Below are 22,226 nucleotides of genomic sequence, written 5' to 3'. Positions count from 1 at the left end.
CCGTTTTCCCGTCAGACGTTTGCCTCCCGGCCCGAATCGGGGCGCGAGGCGTGCGACGTGCCCCCTTGCAGCAGCGCCCGGTATTCGCTCGGCGTGATGCCCACTGTCGCCTTGAACTGGCGCGTGAAAGCGCTGTGATCGGTGTAGCCGCACAGCGCGGCGACATCGGTGACTTTCTCGTTCGAGACGAGCAGCGCGGTGGCCGCGTCGAGCCGCGTTTTCAGCAGCACCTGACGCGGCGTCAGATGAAAGACCTTGTGGAAATAGCGTTCGAGTTGCGCGATCGACATGTTCGCCATCTGCGCAAGCTGCCGCATGTTGAGCGGATGGACATAGTTTTCCTGGATGTGCTGCACGACCGCGGCAAGCCGGCTGTACACCGGATGCGTGCCCTCGGCGGCCTGCAGATCGCGCGAAATCCCGGCCAGTCCGACGATATTCCCCTGCGCATCGTGCAGCGGCTGCTTGCAGGTCATGCACCAGCCGGGCTCGCGTCCCGGGTAGAGATGAAGTTCGAGCTGATCGATCAGTTGATGTCCCTGCGCGATGATCGCCTGATCCTGCGCCGTATAGATGCGCCCGAACCGGCGCGGGAACACGTCCTCCGCGGTCTTGCCGAGCAGCGCCGATTTGTCGTCCTTGTGGCCGCAGCGCCGCGCGAGCGTGCGATTGACCATCGCGTAACGCGCCTCGCGATCTTTCACGAAGAACACGATGTCGGGCATCGCGTCGAAGACCGGCGCGAGCAGCGCGAAGTGCGCGAGCATGTCGGAGAGCGTCGATGCGGGAGCTTGGTCGATGGTCATGCGTGCGGATGTCGGTTGCGCTCGGTTGAATCACGCGGCCGATTATAGAAGCGCGCCCGCGCCGACAAAATTGGCGCTGGCCCCACTAGGCATTGGGCGCGTCGATGCATTCGCGCGCGGCGATCAGCGTATCGATGCGAACCGGCGCGAACGGAGCACGCGCCGCCGCGCGCGGCCATCCGAAATAGACCGATGCCGCCTCGCCGCAGATGCGCCCCTGACACGGTCCCATGCCGCAGCGCGTGTGCAGCTTGGCATCGCGCCAGTTCGCGTGGATGGCGACGTCGCCGATCGACACGTCCTCGCAGCGGCACAGCAGCGTGTCCGGCGACGGCATCGCGCGGGCATCGGCGCCGAGTTCGAACGCCTTGGCCACGCGCCGCGAGAACGCGCGCCAGCGATCGCGCTCGCGCACGAGACGCGCATCGATGGCAATGCCGAGCGCCGCATGCACCGCGATCGAACCTTCGGCGCGCGCGAGCTCCATCCCGCCGATGCCCGTGCATTCGCCCGCCGCGAAAATATCGTGCTGCGACGTGCGCTGGGCGTCGTCGACGTGAATCGCGCCGTCGCGTGCATCGGTCGAGCAGCCGAGCGCGACCGCGAGCGTCGAATTCGGCACGAGTCCGTATCCGCACGCGATGCGATCCGCCTCGAACGTCCGGTCACGCCCGCGCGCGCGAATGGTGACGGCCTCCACGCGCGCGTCGCCCTGCGCTTTCACGACGACGCTGCCCGCGCGATACGTCCGATAACACGCGCCGCCGAGCGCGACGGCCTGCGCGAGCTTGCCCGGCGTCGCTGCCAGCGACGCGACGAAGCGCGCGACACGTGCGAACGGCGCCTGCTCGACGACCGCGACGACGTGCGCGCCATGCCGCCGCGCGGTATCGGCGACGGCGAGCAGAAGCGGCCCGCTGCCCGCCACGACGATGCGCTCGCCGCGCACCGGCATCCCGCCTTTGACGAGCGCCTGCAAGCCGCCCGCGCCCGTGACGCCGGGCAAGGTCCAGCCTTCGAAGGGCAGCAGCCGCTCGCGCGCGCCGGTCGCGAGAATGAGCTTCGCATACGCGACGACAACCGGTTCGCCGTCGCGTTCGAGCACAAGCCGTTTGTCGCCGAACGATGCCGCGACCTTCGTCGCATTCATCACGATGAGGTTCGCAAGCGGGCGCGTTTCATCGAGCCATCGGCGAAGTGGCGCGGCGAGCGCGTGCGCCGGTCCTTGCCGCCAGATCTGGCCGCCGGCGCGCGGATTGTCGTCGATGAGCGCGACGCGCACGCCCGCTCGCGCCGCGATCCGCGCCGCGCTCAGACCCGCCGGCCCCGCGCCGATGATCGCGATATCGACCCGTTCGATGTTCATCGCATCGTCTCGATGCAAAGGCCGTCGCGGCACAGCGTCTGACAGCCGAGCACGTGCGCGCGGCCATCGACGCTCACGCGGCACTCGTGGCACACGCCCATGCCGCACAGCGCGGCGCGCGCCTCGCCGGTGATGGAGCGCCGCGTGCCACGCATGCCTTGGATCGAAATTGCGGCAGCGACGGTCGTGAAGGCGGGCACGTCAAGCGTCTCGCCGTCGATGATTACGCGCACCCGTTCAGCCATCGGCGTGCTCCGGCGCGAAACGTTGCGGGGAGAAAGCATGCGTGCCGGGCATATCGAACGGCATCGGCTCGCCGAGCATCTGCGCGGCGATGAGCTTCGCGGTGCCGAGCGACGTCGTCACGCCGAGTCCTTCGTGACCTGCCGCGAGCCACAGCCGGTCGCCGGGAAAACGCGCCGGCCCGATCAGCGGCAAGCCATCGGGCGTCGCCGCGCGAAAGCCGGTCCACGCGCGGATCGCATTCAGCCCGCCGATGCCCGGCAGATAGCGCGTCGCGCGCGCGAGCATCATCGAGAGCACGTTCATTTCGACGGCGGGATCGAGCGTGCCGAACTGACGCGACGAACCGATCAGCACTTGCCCTGTCGGACGCGGCTGCGCATTGAACGCCACCGACGTGCCGCGCGCGTGATGCGCGCTCTTGATATAGCCGAGTTCCAGCACCTGATGACGGATCGCGCCGGGATACCGGTCGGTAATGAGCAGATGCCCCTTCTTCGCTTCGAGCGGCACGTCCGCGATCAGATCCGGCACCGCCAGCCCATTCGCGACGACGACATGAGCCGCCGCTCGCCGCTCGCCGTTCGCGAGCGTGACGTCCGCATGCGTATTGTCAGCGTCGACCGCGCGAACCGCGCAGTCCGTCGATACGCGGATGCGCGTCGAACTCATCAGCAGCCACTGCGCGGCGGCGGGCGCGTAGACGATCGCGTCGTCGTCGATCAGCAAACCGCCTTGCATCGCGTGGCTCACCGCCGGCTCCGATTCGCGCAGCGCGCCGCTGTCGAGCAGATGCGCGCGCACGCCCGCCGCCGCGAACGCGTCGCGCATCGTGCGGGCGGCGTTGAGTTCCTCGTCGTCTTCGGCGATCCAGAGCGTGCCGCAGCGCGAAAACGCGTCGCGCTCGCGCAGGTGCGGCGCAAGCGCGAGCCACAGTTCGCGCGAAGCACGCGCCAGCGCGAATTCGGCGGGCGAATCGTTCATCACGACAATGTGGCCCATGCCCGCCGCCGTCGCGCCGCCGCCGATGCCGCGCGCCTCCAGCACGTCGACCGTCATGCCGCGCGCGGCAAGCTCGGCCGCGCACGCCGCCCCGACAATGCCGCCGCCCACGACGATCACATCCGCCGTCATAGGCCTTTGACGAACGGATCGCGCTCGTCGAACACGAGCCGCCCTTCGCCCATGATGTGCGCGTAGCCGGTGATCGTCGGGATGAGCGCGTCGCCGTCCATCGCGTAGCTGCCTTCGAACACGCTGCCGATGATGCTTTCCTGACGCCAGATTTCTCCCGGCGCGAGCGCGCCGTCCGCCGCGAGGCACGCGAGCTTCGCGCTCGTTCCCGTGCCGCACGGCGAGCGATCGTAAGCGCTGCCCGGACACAGCACGAAATTTCGGCTGTCGACGCCCGCGACGGGCGAATCCGCGAACAGCTCGATATGATCGATGAACGCGCCATCCGCGCCGGTGATGCCCTGCGCGTGCAAGGCATCGCGGATCGCCTCGGTGAACGCGGTCAGCTCCGCGATGCGCGCGGGCACGAGTTCGCGCCCGTGTTCCGCGACGAGGAAAAACCAGTTGCCGCCCCACGCCACGTCGCCGGTGAGCGGGCCGTGGCCCGGCACATCGACGGTCACCGCGCGCCGATGCCGGTACGCCGGCACATTGCGCACGCTGACGCTGCCGTTCGCGTGAAGCGTCGCGTCGACCGGTCCGACGGGCGTATCGATCCGATGCCGCCCCGGCGCGATCCTGCCCGCATGCGCGAGCGACGCGACGAGCCCGATCGTGCCGTGCCCGCACATGCCGAGATAGCCGACGTTGTTGAAGAAGATGACGCCCGCCGCGGCTTCCGGAACGTCCGGCTCGCACAGCAGCGCGCCGACCATCACGTCCGAGCCGCGCGGTTCGGTGACGATGGCGCGGCGCCAGTCGTCGAAACGCGAGCGAAACGCGTCGAGCCGTTGCGCGAGCGTGCCGTGGCCCAGATCCGGGCCGCCCGCGATCACGAGGCGCGTCGGTTCGCCGCCCGTATGCGAGTCGATGATGTCGATGGTTTTCATGCCGCCTATCGTAGAAACGCGCACGATGGGCGTCTTGACCCGGCTGGATCGATTTGATGACGATATCGGCACAATCGAAGATCGTCGTAACGGGCGCATCGCGCGACGCTTTCGCGATGAAACGGCTATGCCGAAATCGGCACACGGTACGCGCGAAACGCGCAAGACGCCTGATTTTTCGGTGCTTACACTGCCTACCGTCCAATCACTTTCGGAGAGCCGTCGTGACGCATATCTGGGAAGGCGTGATGCCCGCCGTGACCACCAAGTTCAACGCCGATTTCAGCATAGACCGCGCGTGGACCGCGAAGAATATCGACGCGCAGATCGAGGCCGGCGTGGACGGCATCATCGTGGGCGGATCGCTCGGCGAAGCGTCGACTTTGTCGCTCGACGAAAAGCTCGATGTGCTCGATATCGCCGTGGACGCTTCGCGCGGCCGCGTGCCGGTGCTCTTGACGATCGCGGAAAACAGCACGCTCGACGGCTGCCGCCAGGCCGAACGCGCCGCGCGTCACGGCGCGGCGGGCTATATGGTGCTGCCGGGACTGCGTTATCTGTCGGACCGGCGCGAGACGCTGAACCATTTCCGCATGGTCGCCGACGCAAGCCCGCTGCCGCTGATGGTGTACAACAACCCGCTCGCTTATGGCGTCGATGTCACGCCGAAAATGTTCGCCGAACTCGCCGAGGACAAGAAGTTTGCGGCGATCAAGGAATCGAGCGGCGACGTGCGGCGCATCACCGATCTCATCAACGAGACGGGCGATCGCTATGCGCTTTTCTGCGGCGTCGACAATCTCGCGATGGAAGCGATCCTGATGGGCGCGCACGGCTGGGTCGCGGGCCTCGTGTGCGCATTTCCGCGCGAGACGGTGGCGATCTACAAGCTGATTCGCGCGGGACGCGTCGAGGAAGCGCGCGCGATCTACCGCTGGTTCGCGCCGCTGCTCGCGCTCGACGTATCGCACAAGCTCGTGCAGAACATCAAGCTTGCAGAGGCGATCGTCGGACTGGGCACGGAGCCGGTGCGTCCGCCGCGCCTGCCGCTCGCGGGCGATGAACGCAAGGAAGTCGAAGCGCTGATTCGCCACAGCATCGAGACGCGCCCTGCATTGCCGACGCTCTGATCGCGCGTGGAAATAGAAATGCCGCCGGTTTTGACCCGGCGGCATTTTTTTCGTCGATACCGACTTCAAGCTGCGATCTGCGCAGGAGCAGGATCGGCGAGACCGTCGTCCATATTCTCGCCTTCATCGTAAAGATGCAGCAGGCGGTAACCGCTCTTGTAGACCGGCTGCAAGCGGAAGTTGTTGACCGGCTCGATTTCGAGCGCGAGACGCAGGCGCGACACGTGGCTGTCGATGGTGCGCGTGGTTTCGCGGAACTCGCGGCCCCAGACCATTGCGAAGATGTGATCGCGCGACAGCACGCGGCCGATGTTCGAGAAGAAGAGCTGCGCGAGACGGAATTGCGTGCCGCTCAACTGCACCGGCTTGCCACGCACGGTGACGGTCTGCTGACGGGCGTCGAAACGATACGGCCCGACTTCGAGGCACGCGCTCGATGTCGCGGGATACGCGCGGCGCAAGAGCGCTTCGACGCGCGCGCCGAACTCGCCCGGGCGGATCGGATAAACGACGTAGTCGTCCGCGCCGGCGGTCAGTGCGCAGACCACGTTGTGCTCGGCGCCGTCCGGCGTCGCGAACAGAACCGGCACGCGTTCACCGAAACTCGAGCGCACGGACTTCAGCAGATCGAGGCCGCACAGGCCGGTGGAATTCCAGTCGAGAATCAGCAAATCGACTGTCGAGCGCGACAGCGCTTTCGACAGCACGAGGCCATCGCCGAAAGTCACGCACGTGTGACCGAGTCGTTTGACGACGTCACTGATGAGATTTCGATAACTGGGGTCGGTTTGCAAAACGGCGACGCGCATAGTGTCTAACCTGATGAGTCCAAGGGACATTGGGCGGAAGCCTTACTGCAGGCGGCCGCCGGGCGTCTCGTCGCGGGATGAGACGGGGATATTCAAGCTGCGCATTCTGAGCAGCCAGCCGACCCTTTCCCATCGGACTCATCCGAATTGTCAACGCATGTGACTGCGCGGCCCTGCGAGCCCGCAGCGTCGGTTGCGCGCAACCATCTCAAAAATAGAACGGGTTTGCGCTTTTGCGTCCGCTTTCATCCTGTAACATGCCGGGTTTGGCTCAAAAGTTCCCGCTTCCGCCGTTTTACCGAGACGTCGCGTAGCAAGCTGTGCCGCGACTGTCCGTCGCACCGCGCAGCGCGGATGACGGGCGGCGGCTTTCGAATCCGCGCCCGCTGGTTTTCGGCCCGGTTCGTTCCCGTTCCGTGCACGGACCTTCGCTTCGCGTCCACCCGGCGCGTTTAGTCACTCCCGCAGGGCAAAGCCTCGTCCTACCGCGCGTCACGCGTGGCTTTTCCACTCACGGGTCCTTTTTTCGATGCAGGCAACACCTCTGTCCGACGCTCCCCGCGCGGCCGGCCGTGCGCTCACGCGCGGCGATTACAAGACGCTCACGCTCGCCGCGCTCGGCGGCGCGCTCGAGTTCTACGACTTCATCATCTTCGTGTTCTTTGCGCCGGTCATCGGCCAATTGTTCTTTCCGGCCTCGATTCCCGACTGGCTGCGTCAATTGCAGACGTTCGGCATCTTCGCGGCCGGTTATCTCGCGCGTCCGCTCGGCGGCATCGTCATGGCGCACTTCGGCGATCTGCTCGGCCGCAAGCGCATGTTCACGCTCTCCGTGCTACTCATGTCCGTGCCGACGCTGCTGATGGGCCTGCTGCCCACGTACGCGTCGATCGGCCTGATGGCGCCGGTACTGCTGCTGCTCTTTCGCGTGATGCAGGGCGCGGCGGTCGGCGGCGAAGTGCCGGGCGCGTGGGTGTTCGTGTCGGAGCACGTGCCGGGACGTCATATCGGCTATGCATGCGGCACGCTCACGGCCGGACTCACCGCGGGCATCCTGCTCGGCTCGCTGATCGCCACCGGTATCAACAAGACGTTCGCGCCGGCCGAAGTCGCCGATTTCGCGTGGCGTCTGCCCTTCCTGCTCGGCGGCATCTTCGGGCTGTGCTCGGTTTATCTGCGCCGCTGGCTGCATGAAACGCCGGTGTTCGCCGAGCTGCAGAAGCGCAAGTCGCTCGCGGCGGAAACTCCGCTCAAGGCCGTATTGCGCGATCACGGCCGCGCCGTCGTCATTTCGATGCTGCTCACGTGGATGCTTTCGGCCGCGATCGTCGTCGTGATCCTGATGACGCCGACGCTCCTGCAGAAGCAGTTCCATATCGCGCCGGCGACGGTGCTCGTCGCGAACTGCGCGGCGACGCTGTGTCTCACGATCGGCTGCGTGCTGGCGGGCGCGATCGCGGGGCGCATCGGCGCGGGCAAGACGATTTTCGTCGGCGGCGTCGCGCTTGCCGTGTCCTACTGGCTGATGTTCCAGCAAGTCGCAATCGACGCCTCCGTGCTGCTGCCGTGGTACGCGCTGGCGGGCTTTTTCGTCGGCGTGATCGGCGCGATTCCGTTCGTGATGGTCAAGTCGTTCCCGGCCGCCGTGCGCTTCTCGGGCATTTCGTTTTCGTACAACGTCGCGTACGCGGTGTTCGGCGGACTCACGCCGATCGTCGTTTCGCTGATGATGAAATCCAGCCCGATGGCGCCCGCGCTCTATGTCGGCGCGCTGTGCGTGATCGGCGCACTGACGACGCTCTTCATCAAGGAAGCGCGTTAAGCCTCGTTCTGCACGATGGCGCACCGTTCGCGGTGCGCCGTCTTTGATTGCGCATTCATACTTCAGGTCACGCCGAAACGTCGGGCGCGCGACGCGCTTACGATGAACGGCATGAACTCGAACCTTTCCTCATCCGAAACGCATCTGTCCGCGCGACAGATGCTCGTCGTCACCGCGACCAGCGTCGGCTTCGTCGTCTCCCAGCTCGATGTGTCGATCGTCAATGTCGCGCTTGCGAGCATCGGCGGCGATTTGCACGCGAGCGTCGCAAGCCTGCAATGGACCATCGATAGTTACGCCCTCGCCTTCGCCGCGCTCATGCTCTCGGCGGGATCGCTGGGCGATCGCTACGGCGCGCGGCGCATGTTTATCGGCGGACTCGCACTGTTCGCGCTGGCGTCGCTCGCATGCGCGTTTTCCCGCGATGCGCCGCAACTGATCGCCGCGCGCGCGCTGCAAGGCGTCGGCGCCGCGGCGATGCTGCCGAACTCGCTCGCGCTGCTGAACGCGGCATGCGGCCACGAACGCCGTCTGCGTGCGCGGGCGGTCGGCTTGTGGACGGCGGCGGGCGCGGTGTCCATCGCGGCGGGGCCGATCGTCGGCGGCGTGCTGATCGCGGCGTTCGGCTGGCGCAGCATCTTCTGGGTCAACTTGCCGATCTGCGCGGCGGGCATCGTCGCGACCTTCGCGTGGATCGAAAAATCGCGTGCGAGAGACGCGGCTCGCGCGCGCGGCATCGATCTGCCCGGCCAGGCGCTGGCGATCGTCACGCTTGCATCGTTCGTCGGCGCGGTGATCGAGTTGCGTCCGCTCGGCCCGGCGCATCCGCTCGTGATCGGCGCGTTGGTGCTCGCGTTGGCGTCGGGCGGCGCGTTCATCGCAATCGAACGGAAAAGCCGCGCGCCGATGCTGCCGCCCGCACTCTTCGCCGAGCGCACGTTCAGCGCGGCGGTGGCGTTCGGTATCGGCGCGAATCTCACCTATTATGGGATGGTGTTCCTTCTGAGCCTTTATCTGCAGCGCGCGCTCGGTCACACGCCCTTGCAGACCGGCCTCGCGTTCCTGCCGCTGACGGGCGGCTTCCTGATCTCGAACCTGGCGAGCGGTCCCGTCGTCGCGCGTTTCGGCTCGCGCGGCCCGATGATCTTCGGCGCGCTGCTCGACGCCGCCGGCTTCGCCGCGCTCGGTTTCGTCGATACGAACACGCCCACGGCGGCGCTCATCGTGCCCTTTCTGCTGATTCCTTCGGGGATGGGACTCGCGGTTCCGGCGATGACCACCGCGCTGCTCGGCACCGTCGGCCAGGAGCGCGCGGGCACGGCGTCGGCGGTGCTCAACACGGCGCGGCAGGCGGCGGGCGCGATCGGCGTCGCGGCGTTCGGTGCGCTCGCGGCGCATGGCGACGGCGCGGCGAGCGCGGAACATATCGTCGACGCGGTGCGCTGGTCGGCTGCGATTTCCGTCGCGCTGCTCGCGTGCGCCGCGCTGATCGCGCGTCAGGTGAACAATCCGGCGAACGTGAAAACCCAAGGACCGAAACCCGCGTGCGAAGCCGAATGAGTGCCGGACAAGGCGGGAACGTCTGTTGCAACGTAACGGGTGAAGCGTGCCGAAAAGTTGGGCGGCGCGCGTGCCGCGAAATCCTTGAGGAGAAACACCATGTCGACGATGCCCCGCTCCCCCGAGCCGCTCGAACCGGACCCCGACAAGCTGCTCGATCCAGACGCCCCGCCGAACCCCGAAGATCCGGACATGCCCGACGGCCCGGATTCCGCGACGCCGATGGTGCCCGCCGATCCGAAGAACGGCGAGCCGCGCATGTGAACCGCTGACGAGCGAACATCAAGCGCACAAAACGATGCCCGCGCGGCCGCAGGAGCCGCGCGGGCATTTTTACTGACGTGTGCGGACTGAAGCGTTAGAGGCTTGTCGTCTGCACGGCGCCGGTTTCCAGCGCGCGCTCGATCAGCGCTTCCTGCTGCGCCTTGCGCACGGCATCGGCGACGAGCGTATCGGGCGCTTCCACTTCCGCCTTGATCGCACCGATGATGCCGTCGGCTTCAACGATCACGAGCGATTCCGCCGAATCCGCGCGGCTGATGATCACGCGCGCCGGGCCGCCGCCTTCCGCGATGCTCGCGCAAAATTGCATCGTCTGCCCGCCAATCACTTGCTCGAATGTCTGAATCATCACTGCCTTCCGCGTTGGTTGGACAAAAGCTGACACAGGCTGCGCGCCATTCAGCGCGCAGCCTGCTTTCTCATTGATCCGCGCATCCGGACTAGGTTCAATTCTGTAAGCATGCGAGCGGCGACGCAAGCTCAACGTCGCGCATCGGCGAGTTCGCGAAGGATGGCGGCAGTCGTGTCGTCGGCGGGAAAGAAGGCTTCGATCGCAAGCTCCGACAAGGTGATGTCGACGGGCGTGCCGAAAACCGTCGTCGTGCTGAAGAACGACAGCACGCCGTGCTCCGTGCGCATACGCAGCGGCACGACGACCGGATCGGTCTCGCCGCGCGCCTCGTGCGCCGCGTGAACGGGCGTGGGATACGCGTCGAGTTCCGCGAGAAGCGCCACGAGCGTCGCATCGCCCGACACTTCGATCTGCCGGCGCAGCCGCGCAAGAAGATGCGCGCGCCACTCGTGCCAGTTGTCGATGGCATCGGCGAGCCCGTGCGGATGCATCGAAAGACGCAGCACGTTGACCGGCGGCGCGAGCAGTTCCGCCTTCGCCGACGCGACGAGCGGCGCGAACGCCGCGTTGGCCGCGACCATCGTCCAGTGACGATCGACTGCGAGCGCCGGATACGGCTCGTGCCCTTTCAGCACGAGATCGACTGCGCGCCGCGCCGCCGCGAGTTGCGGATCGGCCAGCGCGCGCTCGCGATAAAGCGGCGCATAGCCGGCCGCGACGAGCAGCGTGTTGCGCTCGCGCAGCGGCACGTCGAGCCGCTCGGCGAGGCGCATCAGCATGTCGCGGCTCGGCAGCGAACGCCCGGATTCGACGAAGCTCAGATGGCGCGTGGAAACGTCCGCTTCCCCCGCGAGATCGAGCTGGCTCATGCGGCGGCGCTGGCGCCATTCGCGCAACAGCGCGCCTACGCCGGATTGAGCGGCGGAATAGACAAGGGTCGAGTTCATGCAGACGATGTTAGACGAAGCCTGTACACGCGATCCATTACCAGCGACGTAAGCGGCTTTCGCGCATTTGACCGCATCGCGAACGAACGTAATATTTACAGCGCAAACCTTTGCGCAGAAAAACTTGCGCGCGGCACCCTAAATCTCCGGTCGTTCCGAGCCGTTAAGCCCCACAACAAGCGAACAATGCGTCGCGAGCCGTGCGCGTCTCAATCCCGAGCACGCAGAGCTCGCGGCGCCCGGACATTTGCGGAGAAATCATGTTTGTCATCATCGGATGGGTGTTGGTTATCGGCTCGGTGATCGGTAGCTTCATCGGCGTCGGCGGCCACCTTGCGGCGCTCGTGCAACCGTTCGAGTTGCTGTGTATTTTCGGTGCGGCGATCGGCGCGTTCGTCGTCTCGAACCCGACCGCGACGCTCAAGAAAACGCTGCAATCCATCCCGAAGGCGTTCAAGGGCGGCGGCTACACGAAAGAGAAATACGTGGCGCTGATCGCGCTGCTCTACGAGCTGCTTCAGAAAGCGCGCAAGGAAGGGATGATGGCGCTCGAAGCCGATGTCGACGCGCCCGAGGCCAGCCCGCTCTTTCAGAAGTACGAGCACGTGATGGCGGATCATCATCTGCTCGATTTCATCGTCGATTATCTGCGCATGATGTCCGCGGGCAATGTGAACGCGCTCGAAATGCAGGACCTGATGGATGAAGAACTCGAGACGCATCACACCGAAAGCTCGGTCGCCGCGAACGCGATCCAGAAGATGGCGGACGGCCTGCCCGCGTTCGGTATCGTCGCGGCGGTGATGGGCGTCGTGCATACGATGGGTTCGGTCGGCGCCGCCCCCGCCGTGCTCGGCGAGATGATCGCGGGCGCGCTCGTCGGCACGTTCCTCGGCATTCTGCTCGCGTATGGCTTTATCGGACCGCTCGCGGATCTGCTCAACGCGAAGGGCGCGGCGGAAGCGAAGCCGTTCCAGTGCGTGAAGTCCGTGCTGCTCGCCTCGATGAACGGCTATGCGCCGACGGTGGCCGTAGAGTTCGGCCGCAAGGTGCTTTTCACCGCCGATCGTCCGAGCTTCAAGGAACTCGACGATGCGGTGCGCGCCACCAAGATGCCGAAATCGGCTTCGTGATGATCTCGGGCACGCAAAGGATTTACGCTCATGGCTGAAAAACCCTCACGCGATCCGCTGCAATCGGTGCTTGCGCCGACGGTCGTCGTCAAGCGCAAGAAGAAGGCGCACGGTCACGGTCATCATGGCGGCGCATGGAAGATCGCCTACGCCGACTTCGTCACCGCGATGATGGCGTTCTTCCTGCTGATGTGGCTGCTCGGCTCGACGTCGAAATACGACAAGGAAGGTATCGAGCAGTACTTCAATACGCCGCTTTCCGCCTTGTTCGGCAACGACGGCGGCGCATCGGCGCATACGAGCGTCATCACGGGTGGCGGCAAGGATCTGTCGAGCACGCGCCCGGGTGAAGGCGTAAAGAGTCAGACGCAGCCGGTGCCGCAATCGATCGCGCGCGCGGCCGTCGCGGCGGACGACTTGCAGAAGCTGCAGCAACTCAAGCAGAAACTGATGGCGCTCATCGAACAAGTGCCTGCGTTGCGTGCGTTCAAGGATCAGATTCGCATCGCGATCACGAGTGAAGGCTTGCGCATCGAGATCGTCGATTCGCTCAAGCGGCCGATGTTCGCATCGGGCAGCTCGAAGCTCGAAGGCTATGTGACGACGATTCTAACCAACATCGGCGCTTCAATGAACGATGTCGATAACCGCGTGTCGATCGCGGGACATACCGACGCCGTGCCCTATTCCGGCGGCCAGGCGGGTTATTCGAACTGGGAGCTGTCGAGCGAACGGGCGAATGCCGCACGACGCGCGCTGGTTGCGGGCGGAATGAAGGAAAGCAAGGTATTGCAGGTGCGCGGTCTTGCCGACGTCCTGCCGCTCAACAAGGATGTCGTCGATGAGCCGACCAACCGGCGCATCAGTATTCTCGTTTTGAACAAGGCGGCGGAACAGGCATTTTTCCGCGATGGCGGAAGAACGACGGTCGATGAAACGCGGCCTGTCGAAGCGGCGCTTCCCGCGGCGGTCGCGGCGAAGTCGGATGCGCCGGTTGCGGTGGTGAAGTAAGTAAGCAACGCTTGCTGTCTTTATCGAGCGCCATGCACGTTGAATCGTGCATGGCGCTTTTCATTTCAGCCGAGCCACTCCATCACCGTCTGCACCACGAGCCACAGATTCGCCGCGCTGATCAACACGAACAGCGCCCACGCGACGATCTTCATATGCGGCTTGTTCGCGAACATCCCCATGAGATTGCGATCGCTCGTCATGCGAATCAGCGGATACAGCGCGAACGGCAATTGCAGGCTCAACACGACCTGGCTCGCGACGAGCAGTTTGCCGACCGCGCCATTCCCCATCACATACACGCCGATCAACGCCGGCACGAGCGCAAGCGCACGTGTGATGAATCTGCGCTGATAACACGGGATCTTCAATTGCAGAAAGCCTTCCATGATCACCTGCCCTGCGATGGTTCCGGTGAAGGTCGAGCTTTGTCCCGAAGCAAACAACGTCACCGCGAAAAGAATCGCAGCGAGCCCGGTACCGACGATCGGCGCGAGCAGCTTGTACGCATCCTCGATTTCGGTCACCTGCGTATGCCCTGTCGCATGAAACGCGGATGCCGCGAGAATCAGGATCGCCGCATTGATCAGCAGCGCGAGTATGAGCGACACGATCGTATCGACCCGCGAAAGCTTGATCGCCGAAGCAAGGCTTTTCGTATCGCGATCGACGACTCGCGTCTGCACGATCGATGAATGCAGATACAGGTTATGCGGCATCACGGTCGCGCCGAGAATGCCTATCGCGAGATAGAGCGGCTCGCGATCGCTCAACGCGTGAATCGAAGGCACGAGCCCCGCTGCAACAGAGGGCCAATGCGGTTTGACAAGCACGAGTTCGACGATATAACCCACGCCGATCGTCGCGATGAGCCCCAGCATGATGGCTTCGAGATCGCGGAAGTTCTTGCCCTTCAAGCCGAGCACGATGAGCGTATCGAATGCGGTGAGCACCACGCCCCATATGAGCGAAACGCCGAACAGCAGATGAAACGCCAGCGCGCCGCCGAGCACCTCCGCGAGATCGCACGCGATGATCGATAACTCCGCGAGCATCCATTGCACATTCGCGACAGGCTTCGCGTAGCGCTCACGCGATAGCTGCGCGAGATCCTTGCCCGTGACGATGCCAAGCCGCATCGAAAGACATTGCAGCGCCATCGCCGCGAGACTCGATAGCACGACGACGAAGAGCAGCCCATAGCCATAACGCGATCCGGCTTCGATGTCCGTCGCCCAGTTGCCGGGGTCCATATAGCCGATGGAAATGAGCAGGCCCGGCCCCGCGAATTGCAAAAGCTTTTTCCAGAGCGGCGCACCCGCCGAAACGGCGACGGAGCCTTTGACTTCCGATGGGCAAAACGGCGCGGTGGCCGTGGTCGGCAGATTGAACGGCAATTTTTCGGGTTCCTGATGCGATATCGAACGATGTTCTTCTAAGCGGCTTACAAAGCGCCTCCCGCGGGCGAGTCTATCACCGGCGGTGCGCGCTCACAGACAGCCTCTGGCTGCGTCCTGCTCCCATTCAGCGCACGCTCCAATCTGACCATAGCGCCATCTGATCGCCAGCATGTCGTCACGGTACGACAAATAGAATTCAGTGGTGGCTGTGGTAGGCGTGCCGACGCTGAAATTCGCGCAACCGCACGCCCCGTTTGTCCTTCAATCGCATCAGGAGTACGCCATGAAACTGATCACACGCATTGCTGCAATCGCCCTCGCCGCCGCTCCGCTCGCCGCGCTCGCGCAATCCGACGGGCTCACGCGCGCACAGGTCAAACAGGACCTGCAACGCGTCGAACAAGCCGGCTACAACCCGTCCGAGCGCGATGCGTTCTATCCAACCGACATCCAGGCGGCCGAAGCCAAGGTCAGCGCGCAAAGCGCCTATGGCGCATCCACCGATGGCTCATCGTCTTCGGGACGCACCATGTCGACGACGCCGCTCGGTCAAACGCCGCAGTAACCTAGCTTCTCGAACGAGACACGCGCGGCTTCCGCCGAACGCGATCGATCCCGCGCCGTCTCGTTCATCCCCGCGTCGTGCGCATTTAGCCCACATTTCGCGCGTTCGTTCGATACCTCGCCACATGCGAGATAAGCGCGCGGATTCCAACTCCCTACAATCACTGTGCGGCTGTTCGATCACCGCACTCGCGTCGCCGGCCGCGCTCATCCCATCATCAGCATGAGGAGTCCGCCATGAAGCTTGTCACGCGCATCGTCCTTCTCGGTCTCGCCGCCGCGCCACTCGCCGCGCTCGCGCAGTCCGACGCCCTCACACGCCAGCAAGTCCGCGAGGATCTCGTGAAAGCCGAGCGGGCCGGTTATCGTCCGGGGGAACAGGACGGGCGGTATCCCGGCAGTTTCCTCGACATCAAGGAAGGCATCTATACCGGCGCGAGCGTCTATCGCACGAAGCCGGGTTATCCGAATCTCGCGCCCAATGCAGAGGCTTACCTGCGCTGACGCTCCGTTATTCCCGTTGATCGAATGCAAAAGCGCGCGGCCCTACCGTGCGCTTTCGGCAAGCTTGCTTTCAAATCACCTAATCTGACAGACGCGCCATATTCACGTCATATTGTCGTTGGCACGCGGCCACTACCATAACGACACGGATGGCGAATCGCACATCTCACTCCGTCATTGCGTCTCGCGCGCTGCATTCGCGTCATGCGCAGCGCCCTTCTCAAGCATCTTTCGAACGACTCAATGTGGATAGTCAACGTCGCGCTTAAGCGGCCTTACACGTTCATCGTGATGGCCATCATGATCCTGCTGGCGACGCCGTTCGTCCTGATGACGACGCCAGTGGACGTGCTTCCCGAAATCGATATTCCCGTCGTCAGCATCATCTGGAACTACACGGGCCTGTCCGCGCAGGACATGGCCAATCGCATCACGTCGGTCAACGAGCGCAGTCTCACGACCACGGTGAACAACATCGAGCATATCGAGTCTCAATCGCTGCAGGGCATCGCGATCATCAAGCTCTTTCTGCAGCCGACGGCGAACATCCAGACCGCGATCGCACAGACCGTCGCCGTCGAGCAGGCGCAATTGAAGCAGATGCCGCCGGGCGCGACGCCGCCGCTCGTCATCAGCTATTCGGCGTCGAGCATTCCTGTGATCCAGCTCGGTCTGTCCAGTCCGAAGCAATCCGAACAGGATCTGAACGACACCGCGCTCAACTTCCTGCGTCCGCAGCTCGTGACGATTCCCGGCGCGGCCGTGCCTTATCCCTATGGCGGCAAGACGCGCCTCATCTCCGTCGATCTGGACACGCGCGCGCTGCTCGCCAAAGGCCTCACGCCGACCGATGTCGTGCAGGCCGTCAACGCGCAGAACCTGATTCTGCCGACCGGCACCGCGAAGATCGGCCCGCGCGAATACACCATCAACATGAACGGCTCGCCCGCGACCGTCGCGGGCCTGAACGACATCCCGGTGCGCACGCTCAACGGCGCGACCACATACCTGCGCGAAGTTGCGCACGTGCGCGACGGCTTCTCGCCTCAGACCAATATCGTGCGTCAGGACGGGCATCGCGGCGTGCTGATCTCGGTGCTGAAGAACGGCAATGCATCGACGCTTTCCATCGTCAACACGCTGCAAGATCTCTTGCCGCAAGCACGCGCTTCGTTGCCGCCGGATCTGAAGATCAGCGCGCTCTTCGATCAGTCCGTGTTCGTGAAAGCCGCCGTGCAGGGCGTCGTGCGCGAAGCGCTGATCGCCGCCGCGCTCACCGCCGCGATGATCCTGCTCTTTCTCGGCAACTGGCGCAGCACGTGCATCATCGCGATCTCGATTCCGCTTTCGATTCTCTCCTCGCTGATCGTGCTGCATGCGCTCGGGCAGACGATCAACATCATGACGCTGGGCGGCCTCGCGCTCGCGGTCGGCATTCTCGTCGACGATGCCACGGTGACCATCGAAAACATCGAGCGCCATCTGCACCTCGGCACGAATCTGCACGATGCGATTCTCGAAGGCGCGGGCGAAATCGCGGTGCCCGCGCTCGTCTCGACGCTGTGCATCTGCATCGTCTTCGTGCCGATGTTCTTTCTCACCGGCGTCGCCAAGTTCCTGTTCGTGCCGCTCGCGGAAGCCGTCGTGTTCGCGATGATCGCGTCGTACATTCTTTCGCGCACGCTCGTGCCGACGCTCGCCATGCTGTTGATGGGCCACGCGCACGCACCCGACGCAAAGGCAAAGCCGAATCTCTTCATGCGCCTGCATCGCCGTTTCGATCGCGGTTTCGAGCGCATGCGCGGCGCGTATATCGTGATTCTGTCGACGCTGCTTGTGAGGCGGCGTATGTTCGCTTCGCTCTTTCTCGGCTTCTGTCTGCTGTCGGCGGGCCTCGTGTTCGTGCTCGGCGAAGACTTCTTCCCAAGCGTCGATGCGGGCGATATCCGCCTGCACATGCGCGCGCCGACCGGCACGCGTATCGAGGAAACCGCGCGTCTCGCGGATGAAGTCGAAAAGGTCGTGCGTCAGATCGTGCCGCAAGACGAACTCGCGACCATACTCGACAACCTCGGCCTGCCTTATAGCGGCATCAACCTGTCCTACAGCAATGCAGGCACGATCGGCACGCTCGACGGCGAAATCCAGGTCGCGCTCACGCCCGATCACGCGCCGACGCAGAAGTACATCGACGAATTGCGCGCGATGCTGCCGCGCCGCTTTCCCGGCGTCGAGTTCTTCTTTCAGCCCGCGGACATCGTCACGCAGATCCTGAACTTCGGCCTGCCCGCCGCTATCGACGTGCAGATTCAAGGACAAAACGGTCAGGCGAATTTTGAAGTCGCGAGCAAGCTGATGAAGCAGATCCGCCTGATTCCCGGCAATGTCGATACGCATATCCAGCAAAAGCTCGACGAGCCCGCGATCGATTTGCAGATGGATCGCACGCGTCTTCAGCAACTCAATCTCTCCGCGAGCAACGTCGCGCAGAACGTGCTGGTTTCGCTGTCGGGCAGCTCGCAGACCGCGCCGGGATTCTGGTTCAATCCGCGCAACGGCGTCGAATACAACCTCGCGGTGCAAACGCCGCAGTATCAGGTCTCGTCGATCGATGAACTGCTGCGCACGCCCGTATCGGCATCGATCAACGGCCCCACGCAATTGCTCGGCAATCTCGTGCGCCTCTCGCCGCAGAATCAGTTCGCGGTAGTCACGCACTACAACATCCGGCCCGTGATCGATCTGTTCGTGAGCGTCGAAGGCCGCGATCTCGGCGGCGTCGCGCGGCAGGTGAATCATCTCGTCGACGAAGCGCGCAAGACGCTTCCGCGCGGTAGCCAGATCGTCGTGCGCGGTCAGGTCGAGACGATGCGCACGTCGTTCTTCGGCCTTGGTTTAGGCGTCGCGATGGCAATCGTGCTGGTGTATCTGCTGATCGTCGTGAACTTCCAGTCGTGGGTCGATCCGCTCATCATCGTGAGTGCATTGCCTGCCGCGCTCGCGGGCATCATCTGGATGCTCTTTCTCACCGGCACGCACTTGAGCGTGCCCGCGCTGACGGGCGCGATCATGACGATGGGCGTCGCCACCGCGAACAGCATCCTGATGGTCTCGTTCGCGCGGCAGCGCCTGAACGCCGGCATGCCGCCGCTCACCGCCGCGCTCGAAGCCGGCGCAAGCCGCATACGCCCCGTGTTGATGACGGCGTTCGCGATGATCATCGGCATGATTCCGATGGCGCTCGGTCTCGGCGAAGGCGCGGAGCAGAACGCGCCGCTCGGCCGCGCGGTGATCGGCGGCCTTCTGTTCGCAACGGTTTCCACGCTCTTTTTCGTGCCGCTCGTCTTTGCGGGCATTCACGCGCGTCTCGCGCGCCGCGCCGCGCGCAAGGGACAGACGCAACATGAAGACGGCGACAGCCAACACTGACATCCAAGCATCCCGACGAACATGACTGAAAAGAACCATGCATCGCTAGCGATTCCCGCTCGCGACCCGAACGAAGGGCCCGCGTTGCCGCCGCGCCATGTCGAATGGAAGCGTGCGAAGATCGCGCTCGTCATCGTGCTCGCATTGCTCGCGATCGGCGCGGCGCGCACCGTCGTCACCGATGTGCTGCATAGCCGCTCCATCTCCACACGCACGCAGCAGAGCGCGCAGCAATACGTGAACGTCGTGATGCCGAAGCAGACCGACGGCGGCGGCGAAACGACCTTGCCGGGCACCTTGCGCGGCTTCGTCGAATCGCCGATCTATGCGCGCGCGACGGGTTATCTGCTGCACTGGTATGTCGATATCGGCGCACGCGTCAAGCAAGGCCAGTTGCTCGCCGATCTCGATACGCCCGAGATCGATCAGGAGCTTGCGCAAGCGGTCGCGCAGCGCGATCAGACCGCATCGAGCCTCGGCCTTGCAAAGAGCTCGCTCCAGCGCTGGCAGCAATTGCGTCAGCGCGACGCCGTGTCGCAACAGGAACTCGACGAACGTCAGAGCACATACAACCAGGACGTCGCGAATCTCGCCGCCGCCGATGCCAACGTGAAGCGCCTGCGTCAGCTCGAATCGTTCAAGCGCATCGTTGCGCCGTTCGCGGGCGTCGTCACGCAGCGCAATGTCGATGTGGGCGATCTCATCGATGCAGGCAGCGGCACGAGCCGCGCGCTCTTCGCGCTCGCGCAGTCCGATCCGCTGCGCGTGTTCGTGCAGTTGCCGCAGGCGTATGCGCAGAACGTGTCCGTCGGGCAGGACGTGACGGTTACGCAGGCCGAGCTGGCCGGCGAGCAGTTCCACGGCAAGATCACGCACATCTCCGGTGCGATCGACGTGCCCACGCGTTCGCTGCAAGTCGAAGTGACGTTGCCGAATCCCGATGGACGGCTGCGGCCCGGCGCGTATGTGCAGGTCGCCGTGCCCGCGACCGCGCATGCGCGTCTGCTCGTGCCGGGCAATGCGCTGCTGTTTCGCGCGGAAGGGCCGCGTCTCGCTGTCGTCGATAGCGACGGCCACGTGCGTCTGCACAAGATCGTGATCGCGCAGGATCTCGGGCAATCGCTCGAAATCGAGAGCGGCATCGAGGCGACCGACAAGATCATCATCAACCCAAGCGATTCGGTCGCGGATGGCGATCATGTCGTGATCGCGCCGCAACAACAGCAACAACAGCCCGCGCCGGGCGGCAAGGCCGCATCATGAAAGCCGCGCTTTGCATCACGCTCGTATCGATGCTTGCGGCATGCACCGTCGGGCCTGACTATCATCGGGTCGCCGCTGAAACGCCGCCTGCATGGAAGACGGATTCGTACTGGCGCGTCGGTGAACCGTCGCACGCGCCGCTCGCGCTCGACTGGTGGCAAGGCTTCGGCGATGTCACGCTGAACGGCCTCGAAACGCAGGCGCTCGCGCAGAACCAGACGCTCGCCGCCGCGAGCGCGCACTACGCGCAGGCGCGCGCCACGCTCGCGCAGACATCGTCGCTCGCATTGCCTGAAGTGGATCTGGGCGCGAACGCGTCGCGGTTTCGCATATCGAAGAATCGGCCCGTCACCAACTACGCAACGCCGAACAGCGAGACCGTGCAGAACGATCTGAAGCTCGCGCCGACAGTCAATTACGACGTCGATCTCTTCGGCCGCATCCGTCGCGAAGTGGAGGCCGCGCATGCATCGGCGGATCAGTCGCGCGACGATCTCGCGAACGCACGTCTCGTGCTGACCACCGATCTCGCCAGCGATTACTTTTCGATGCGCGAGCTCGACGCCGAAATCGACGTGCTGAACCGCTCCGTCGTTCTGCAGAAGAAAGCGCTCGATTACGTGCAGGCGCAACACGATCTCGGCGCGGTCTCGGGACTCGATGTATTGCAGCAACAGGCGCAGCTCGATCAGACGCGCGTGCAGGCGCAACTGCTTCTGAACCAGCGCGCGCAGTTCGAACACGCGATCGCCGCGCTCGCCGGCACGCCCGCGCCGCAATTCGCGATTGCGCCGGAATTGAACGACCGCCCGCTTCCGCCCATTCCGCTCGGTGTACCGAGCGACGTGTTGCAGCGCAGGCCGGACGTCGCGTCCGCCGAACGCGCGATGGCCGCGGCCAATGCGCAGATCGGCGTCGCGAAGGCGGCGTTCTTTCCGAGCCTCACGCTGAACGGCACGATCGGCTGGGAAAGCACCGCGTTCTCCAGTCTGATTTCCGCGCCGAGCCTCTTGTGGACCATCGGCACGATGGCGAGCCAGGTCGTGTTCGATGGCGGACGCCGCGCCGCCGCCGTCGACTTCGCAAGCGAGGGCTATGTCGCGGCGGTCGCGAACTATCGGCAGACCGTGCTCGGCGCGTTTCAGCAAGTGCAGGACGGTATCGTCGGGTTGTCGGTGCTGGACGGCGCGGCGAAACAATCGCACGCGGCGGTCGTCGATGCGCAACGATTGCTGTCGCTCGCGAACGATCGTTACTCGGGCGGACTCGTCGCTTATCTCGACGTGATCACCGCGCAGCAGCAATTGCTCACGAGCGAGCGACAGGATGTGCAGATTCGCGGGCAGCAGCGCACGGTTTCAGTGGCGCTCGTAAAAGCGTTGGGCGGCGGGTGGGATACGAACGACACGGCGAATGACGCGCCGCACGACAATGAAGAAGTGGCCAATGCCGGCGATTCCAGCCGATAGCAACGTCAGCACGATGCCCGCGAGGCTCGTATAGTTAGCAGTTGAAGATCACGGTAAACACACACTGAACGCG

At 64.5% G+C, this 22,226-nt stretch carries 20 protein-coding genes; 11 read left to right on the top strand and 9 right to left on the bottom strand.

All coding sequences use genetic code 11. The features are described 5' to 3' along the window. Window positions 1-11: 11 nt before the first annotated feature. The 5 genes from AWB76_RS22440 to AWB76_RS22420 form a co-directional block, all read right to left on the bottom strand. Complete coding sequence (locus AWB76_RS22440) at window positions 12-806, bottom strand: AraC family transcriptional regulator (RefSeq protein WP_061162336.1); 795 nt, start codon at window positions 804-806, stop codon at window positions 12-14. An 85-nt stretch (window positions 807-891) separates the two neighbouring features. After that, window positions 892-2,172 (bottom strand): NAD(P)/FAD-dependent oxidoreductase, encoded by a 1,281-nt coding sequence (locus tag AWB76_RS22435; protein WP_061162335.1) that lies wholly within the window; start codon window positions 2,170-2,172, stop codon window positions 892-894. After that, window positions 2,169-2,417: a 2Fe-2S iron-sulfur cluster-binding protein gene (locus tag AWB76_RS22430; protein ID WP_061162334.1), complete on the bottom strand. Its 249-nt coding sequence runs from the start codon at window positions 2,415-2,417 to the stop codon at window positions 2,169-2,171. The genes AWB76_RS22435 and AWB76_RS22430 overlap by 4 nt, the downstream gene beginning before the upstream one ends. Next, on the bottom strand, window positions 2,410-3,549 hold the full coding sequence (locus tag AWB76_RS22425; RefSeq protein ID WP_061162333.1) for an NAD(P)/FAD-dependent oxidoreductase: 1,140 nt from the start codon (window positions 3,547-3,549) through the stop codon (window positions 2,410-2,412). Before AWB76_RS22425 ends, AWB76_RS22430 begins: the two co-directional genes overlap by 8 nt. After that, window positions 3,546-4,487 carry a 4-hydroxyproline epimerase gene (locus AWB76_RS22420; RefSeq protein ID WP_061162432.1) on the bottom strand — a complete coding sequence of 314 codons (942 nt, stop codon included), beginning with the start codon at window positions 4,485-4,487 and terminating at the stop codon, window positions 3,546-3,548. The genes AWB76_RS22425 and AWB76_RS22420 overlap by 4 nt, the downstream gene beginning before the upstream one ends. A 215-nt stretch (window positions 4,488-4,702) precedes the next feature. On the opposite strand from AWB76_RS22420, the gene AWB76_RS22415 reads away from it, so the two are divergent. Continuing rightward, window positions 4,703-5,608, top strand: a complete 906-nt coding sequence (locus tag AWB76_RS22415; protein ID WP_061162332.1) for a dihydrodipicolinate synthase family protein — start codon at window positions 4,703-4,705, stop codon at window positions 5,606-5,608. 65 nt (window positions 5,609-5,673) lie between these two features. Here the strand turns inward: AWB76_RS22415 and AWB76_RS22410 are convergent, their stop codons facing one another. Next, entirely contained in the window at window positions 5,674-6,417 is a 744-nt protein-coding gene (locus AWB76_RS22410; RefSeq protein WP_061162331.1) for a response regulator transcription factor, read from the bottom strand. A 529-nt stretch (window positions 6,418-6,946) separates the two neighbouring features. Between AWB76_RS22410 and AWB76_RS22405 the strand changes: the two genes are divergently transcribed. The 3 genes from AWB76_RS22405 (at window position 6,947) to AWB76_RS41050 (ending at window position 10,063) form a co-directional block, all read left to right on the top strand. Further along, complete coding sequence (locus AWB76_RS22405; protein WP_061162330.1) at window positions 6,947-8,239, top strand: MFS transporter; 1,293 nt, start codon at window positions 6,947-6,949, stop codon at window positions 8,237-8,239. Between the two features lie 111 nt (window positions 8,240-8,350). Continuing rightward, on the top strand, window positions 8,351-9,799 hold the full coding sequence (locus tag AWB76_RS22400) for an MFS transporter (RefSeq protein ID WP_374729941.1): 1,449 nt from the start codon (window positions 8,351-8,353) through the stop codon (window positions 9,797-9,799). Window positions 9,800-9,898: 99 nt separating this feature from the next. Next, on the top strand, window positions 9,899-10,063 hold the full coding sequence (locus AWB76_RS41050) for a hypothetical protein (protein WP_157696180.1): 165 nt from the start codon (window positions 9,899-9,901) through the stop codon (window positions 10,061-10,063). 94 nt (window positions 10,064-10,157) lie between these two features. Here the strand turns inward: AWB76_RS41050 and AWB76_RS22395 are convergent, their stop codons facing one another. Then, window positions 10,158-10,430 (bottom strand): hypothetical protein, encoded by a 273-nt coding sequence (locus AWB76_RS22395; RefSeq protein WP_061162329.1) that lies wholly within the window; start codon window positions 10,428-10,430, stop codon window positions 10,158-10,160. A 131-nt stretch (window positions 10,431-10,561) separates the two neighbouring features. Continuing rightward, the gene (locus AWB76_RS22390; RefSeq protein ID WP_061162328.1) at window positions 10,562-11,380 is read right to left on the bottom strand and encodes a helix-turn-helix domain-containing protein; all 819 of its coding nucleotides are present in this window, start codon (window positions 11,378-11,380) and stop codon (window positions 10,562-10,564) included. 260 nt (window positions 11,381-11,640) lie between these two features. Here AWB76_RS22390 and motA point away from each other — a divergent pair, with 260 nt between their 5' ends. Further along, the gene (gene motA / locus AWB76_RS22385) at window positions 11,641-12,513 is read left to right on the top strand and encodes a flagellar motor stator protein MotA (RefSeq protein WP_061162327.1); all 873 of its coding nucleotides are present in this window, start codon (window positions 11,641-11,643) and stop codon (window positions 12,511-12,513) included. A gap of 30 nt (window positions 12,514-12,543) precedes the next feature. After that, complete coding sequence (motB, locus tag AWB76_RS22380) at window positions 12,544-13,524, top strand: flagellar motor protein MotB (protein WP_061162326.1); 981 nt, start codon at window positions 12,544-12,546, stop codon at window positions 13,522-13,524. A 65-nt stretch (window positions 13,525-13,589) separates the two neighbouring features. Here the strand turns inward: motB and AWB76_RS22375 are convergent, their stop codons facing one another. Next, on the bottom strand, window positions 13,590-14,921 hold the full coding sequence (locus AWB76_RS22375) for an Nramp family divalent metal transporter (protein WP_061162325.1): 1,332 nt from the start codon (window positions 14,919-14,921) through the stop codon (window positions 13,590-13,592). Between the two features lie 286 nt (window positions 14,922-15,207). Between AWB76_RS22375 and AWB76_RS22370 the strand changes: the two genes are divergently transcribed. From AWB76_RS22370 to AWB76_RS22350, 5 genes are all read left to right on the top strand, one after another. Next, window positions 15,208-15,489, top strand: coding sequence for a DUF4148 domain-containing protein (locus AWB76_RS22370; protein ID WP_061162430.1), 282 nt, complete (start codon window positions 15,208-15,210; stop codon window positions 15,487-15,489). 236 nt (window positions 15,490-15,725) lie between these two features. Continuing rightward, window positions 15,726-15,992 (top strand): DUF4148 domain-containing protein, encoded by a 267-nt coding sequence (locus AWB76_RS22365; RefSeq protein WP_063936375.1) that lies wholly within the window; start codon window positions 15,726-15,728, stop codon window positions 15,990-15,992. Window positions 15,993-16,235: 243 nt separating this feature from the next. Then, window positions 16,236-19,421, top strand: coding sequence for an efflux RND transporter permease subunit (locus AWB76_RS22360; protein ID WP_061162429.1), 3,186 nt, complete (start codon window positions 16,236-16,238; stop codon window positions 19,419-19,421). Window positions 19,422-19,442: 21 nt separating this feature from the next. Next, entirely contained in the window at window positions 19,443-20,684 is a 1,242-nt protein-coding gene (locus AWB76_RS22355) for an efflux RND transporter periplasmic adaptor subunit (RefSeq protein ID WP_061162324.1), read from the top strand. After that, on the top strand, window positions 20,681-22,153 hold the full coding sequence (locus tag AWB76_RS22350; protein ID WP_061162323.1) for an efflux transporter outer membrane subunit: 1,473 nt from the start codon (window positions 20,681-20,683) through the stop codon (window positions 22,151-22,153). Before AWB76_RS22355 ends, AWB76_RS22350 begins: the two co-directional genes overlap by 4 nt. Window positions 22,154-22,226 lie beyond the last annotated feature (73 nt).

Origin of the sequence: Caballeronia temeraria, from assembly GCF_001544795.2 — a bacterium.
In the GTDB taxonomy this organism is placed as follows: domain Bacteria; phylum Pseudomonadota; class Gammaproteobacteria; order Burkholderiales; family Burkholderiaceae; genus Caballeronia; species Caballeronia temeraria.
The sequence above is the reverse complement of the archived record's forward strand: the minus strand, read 5'-3'. Positions and strand labels throughout refer to the sequence as shown.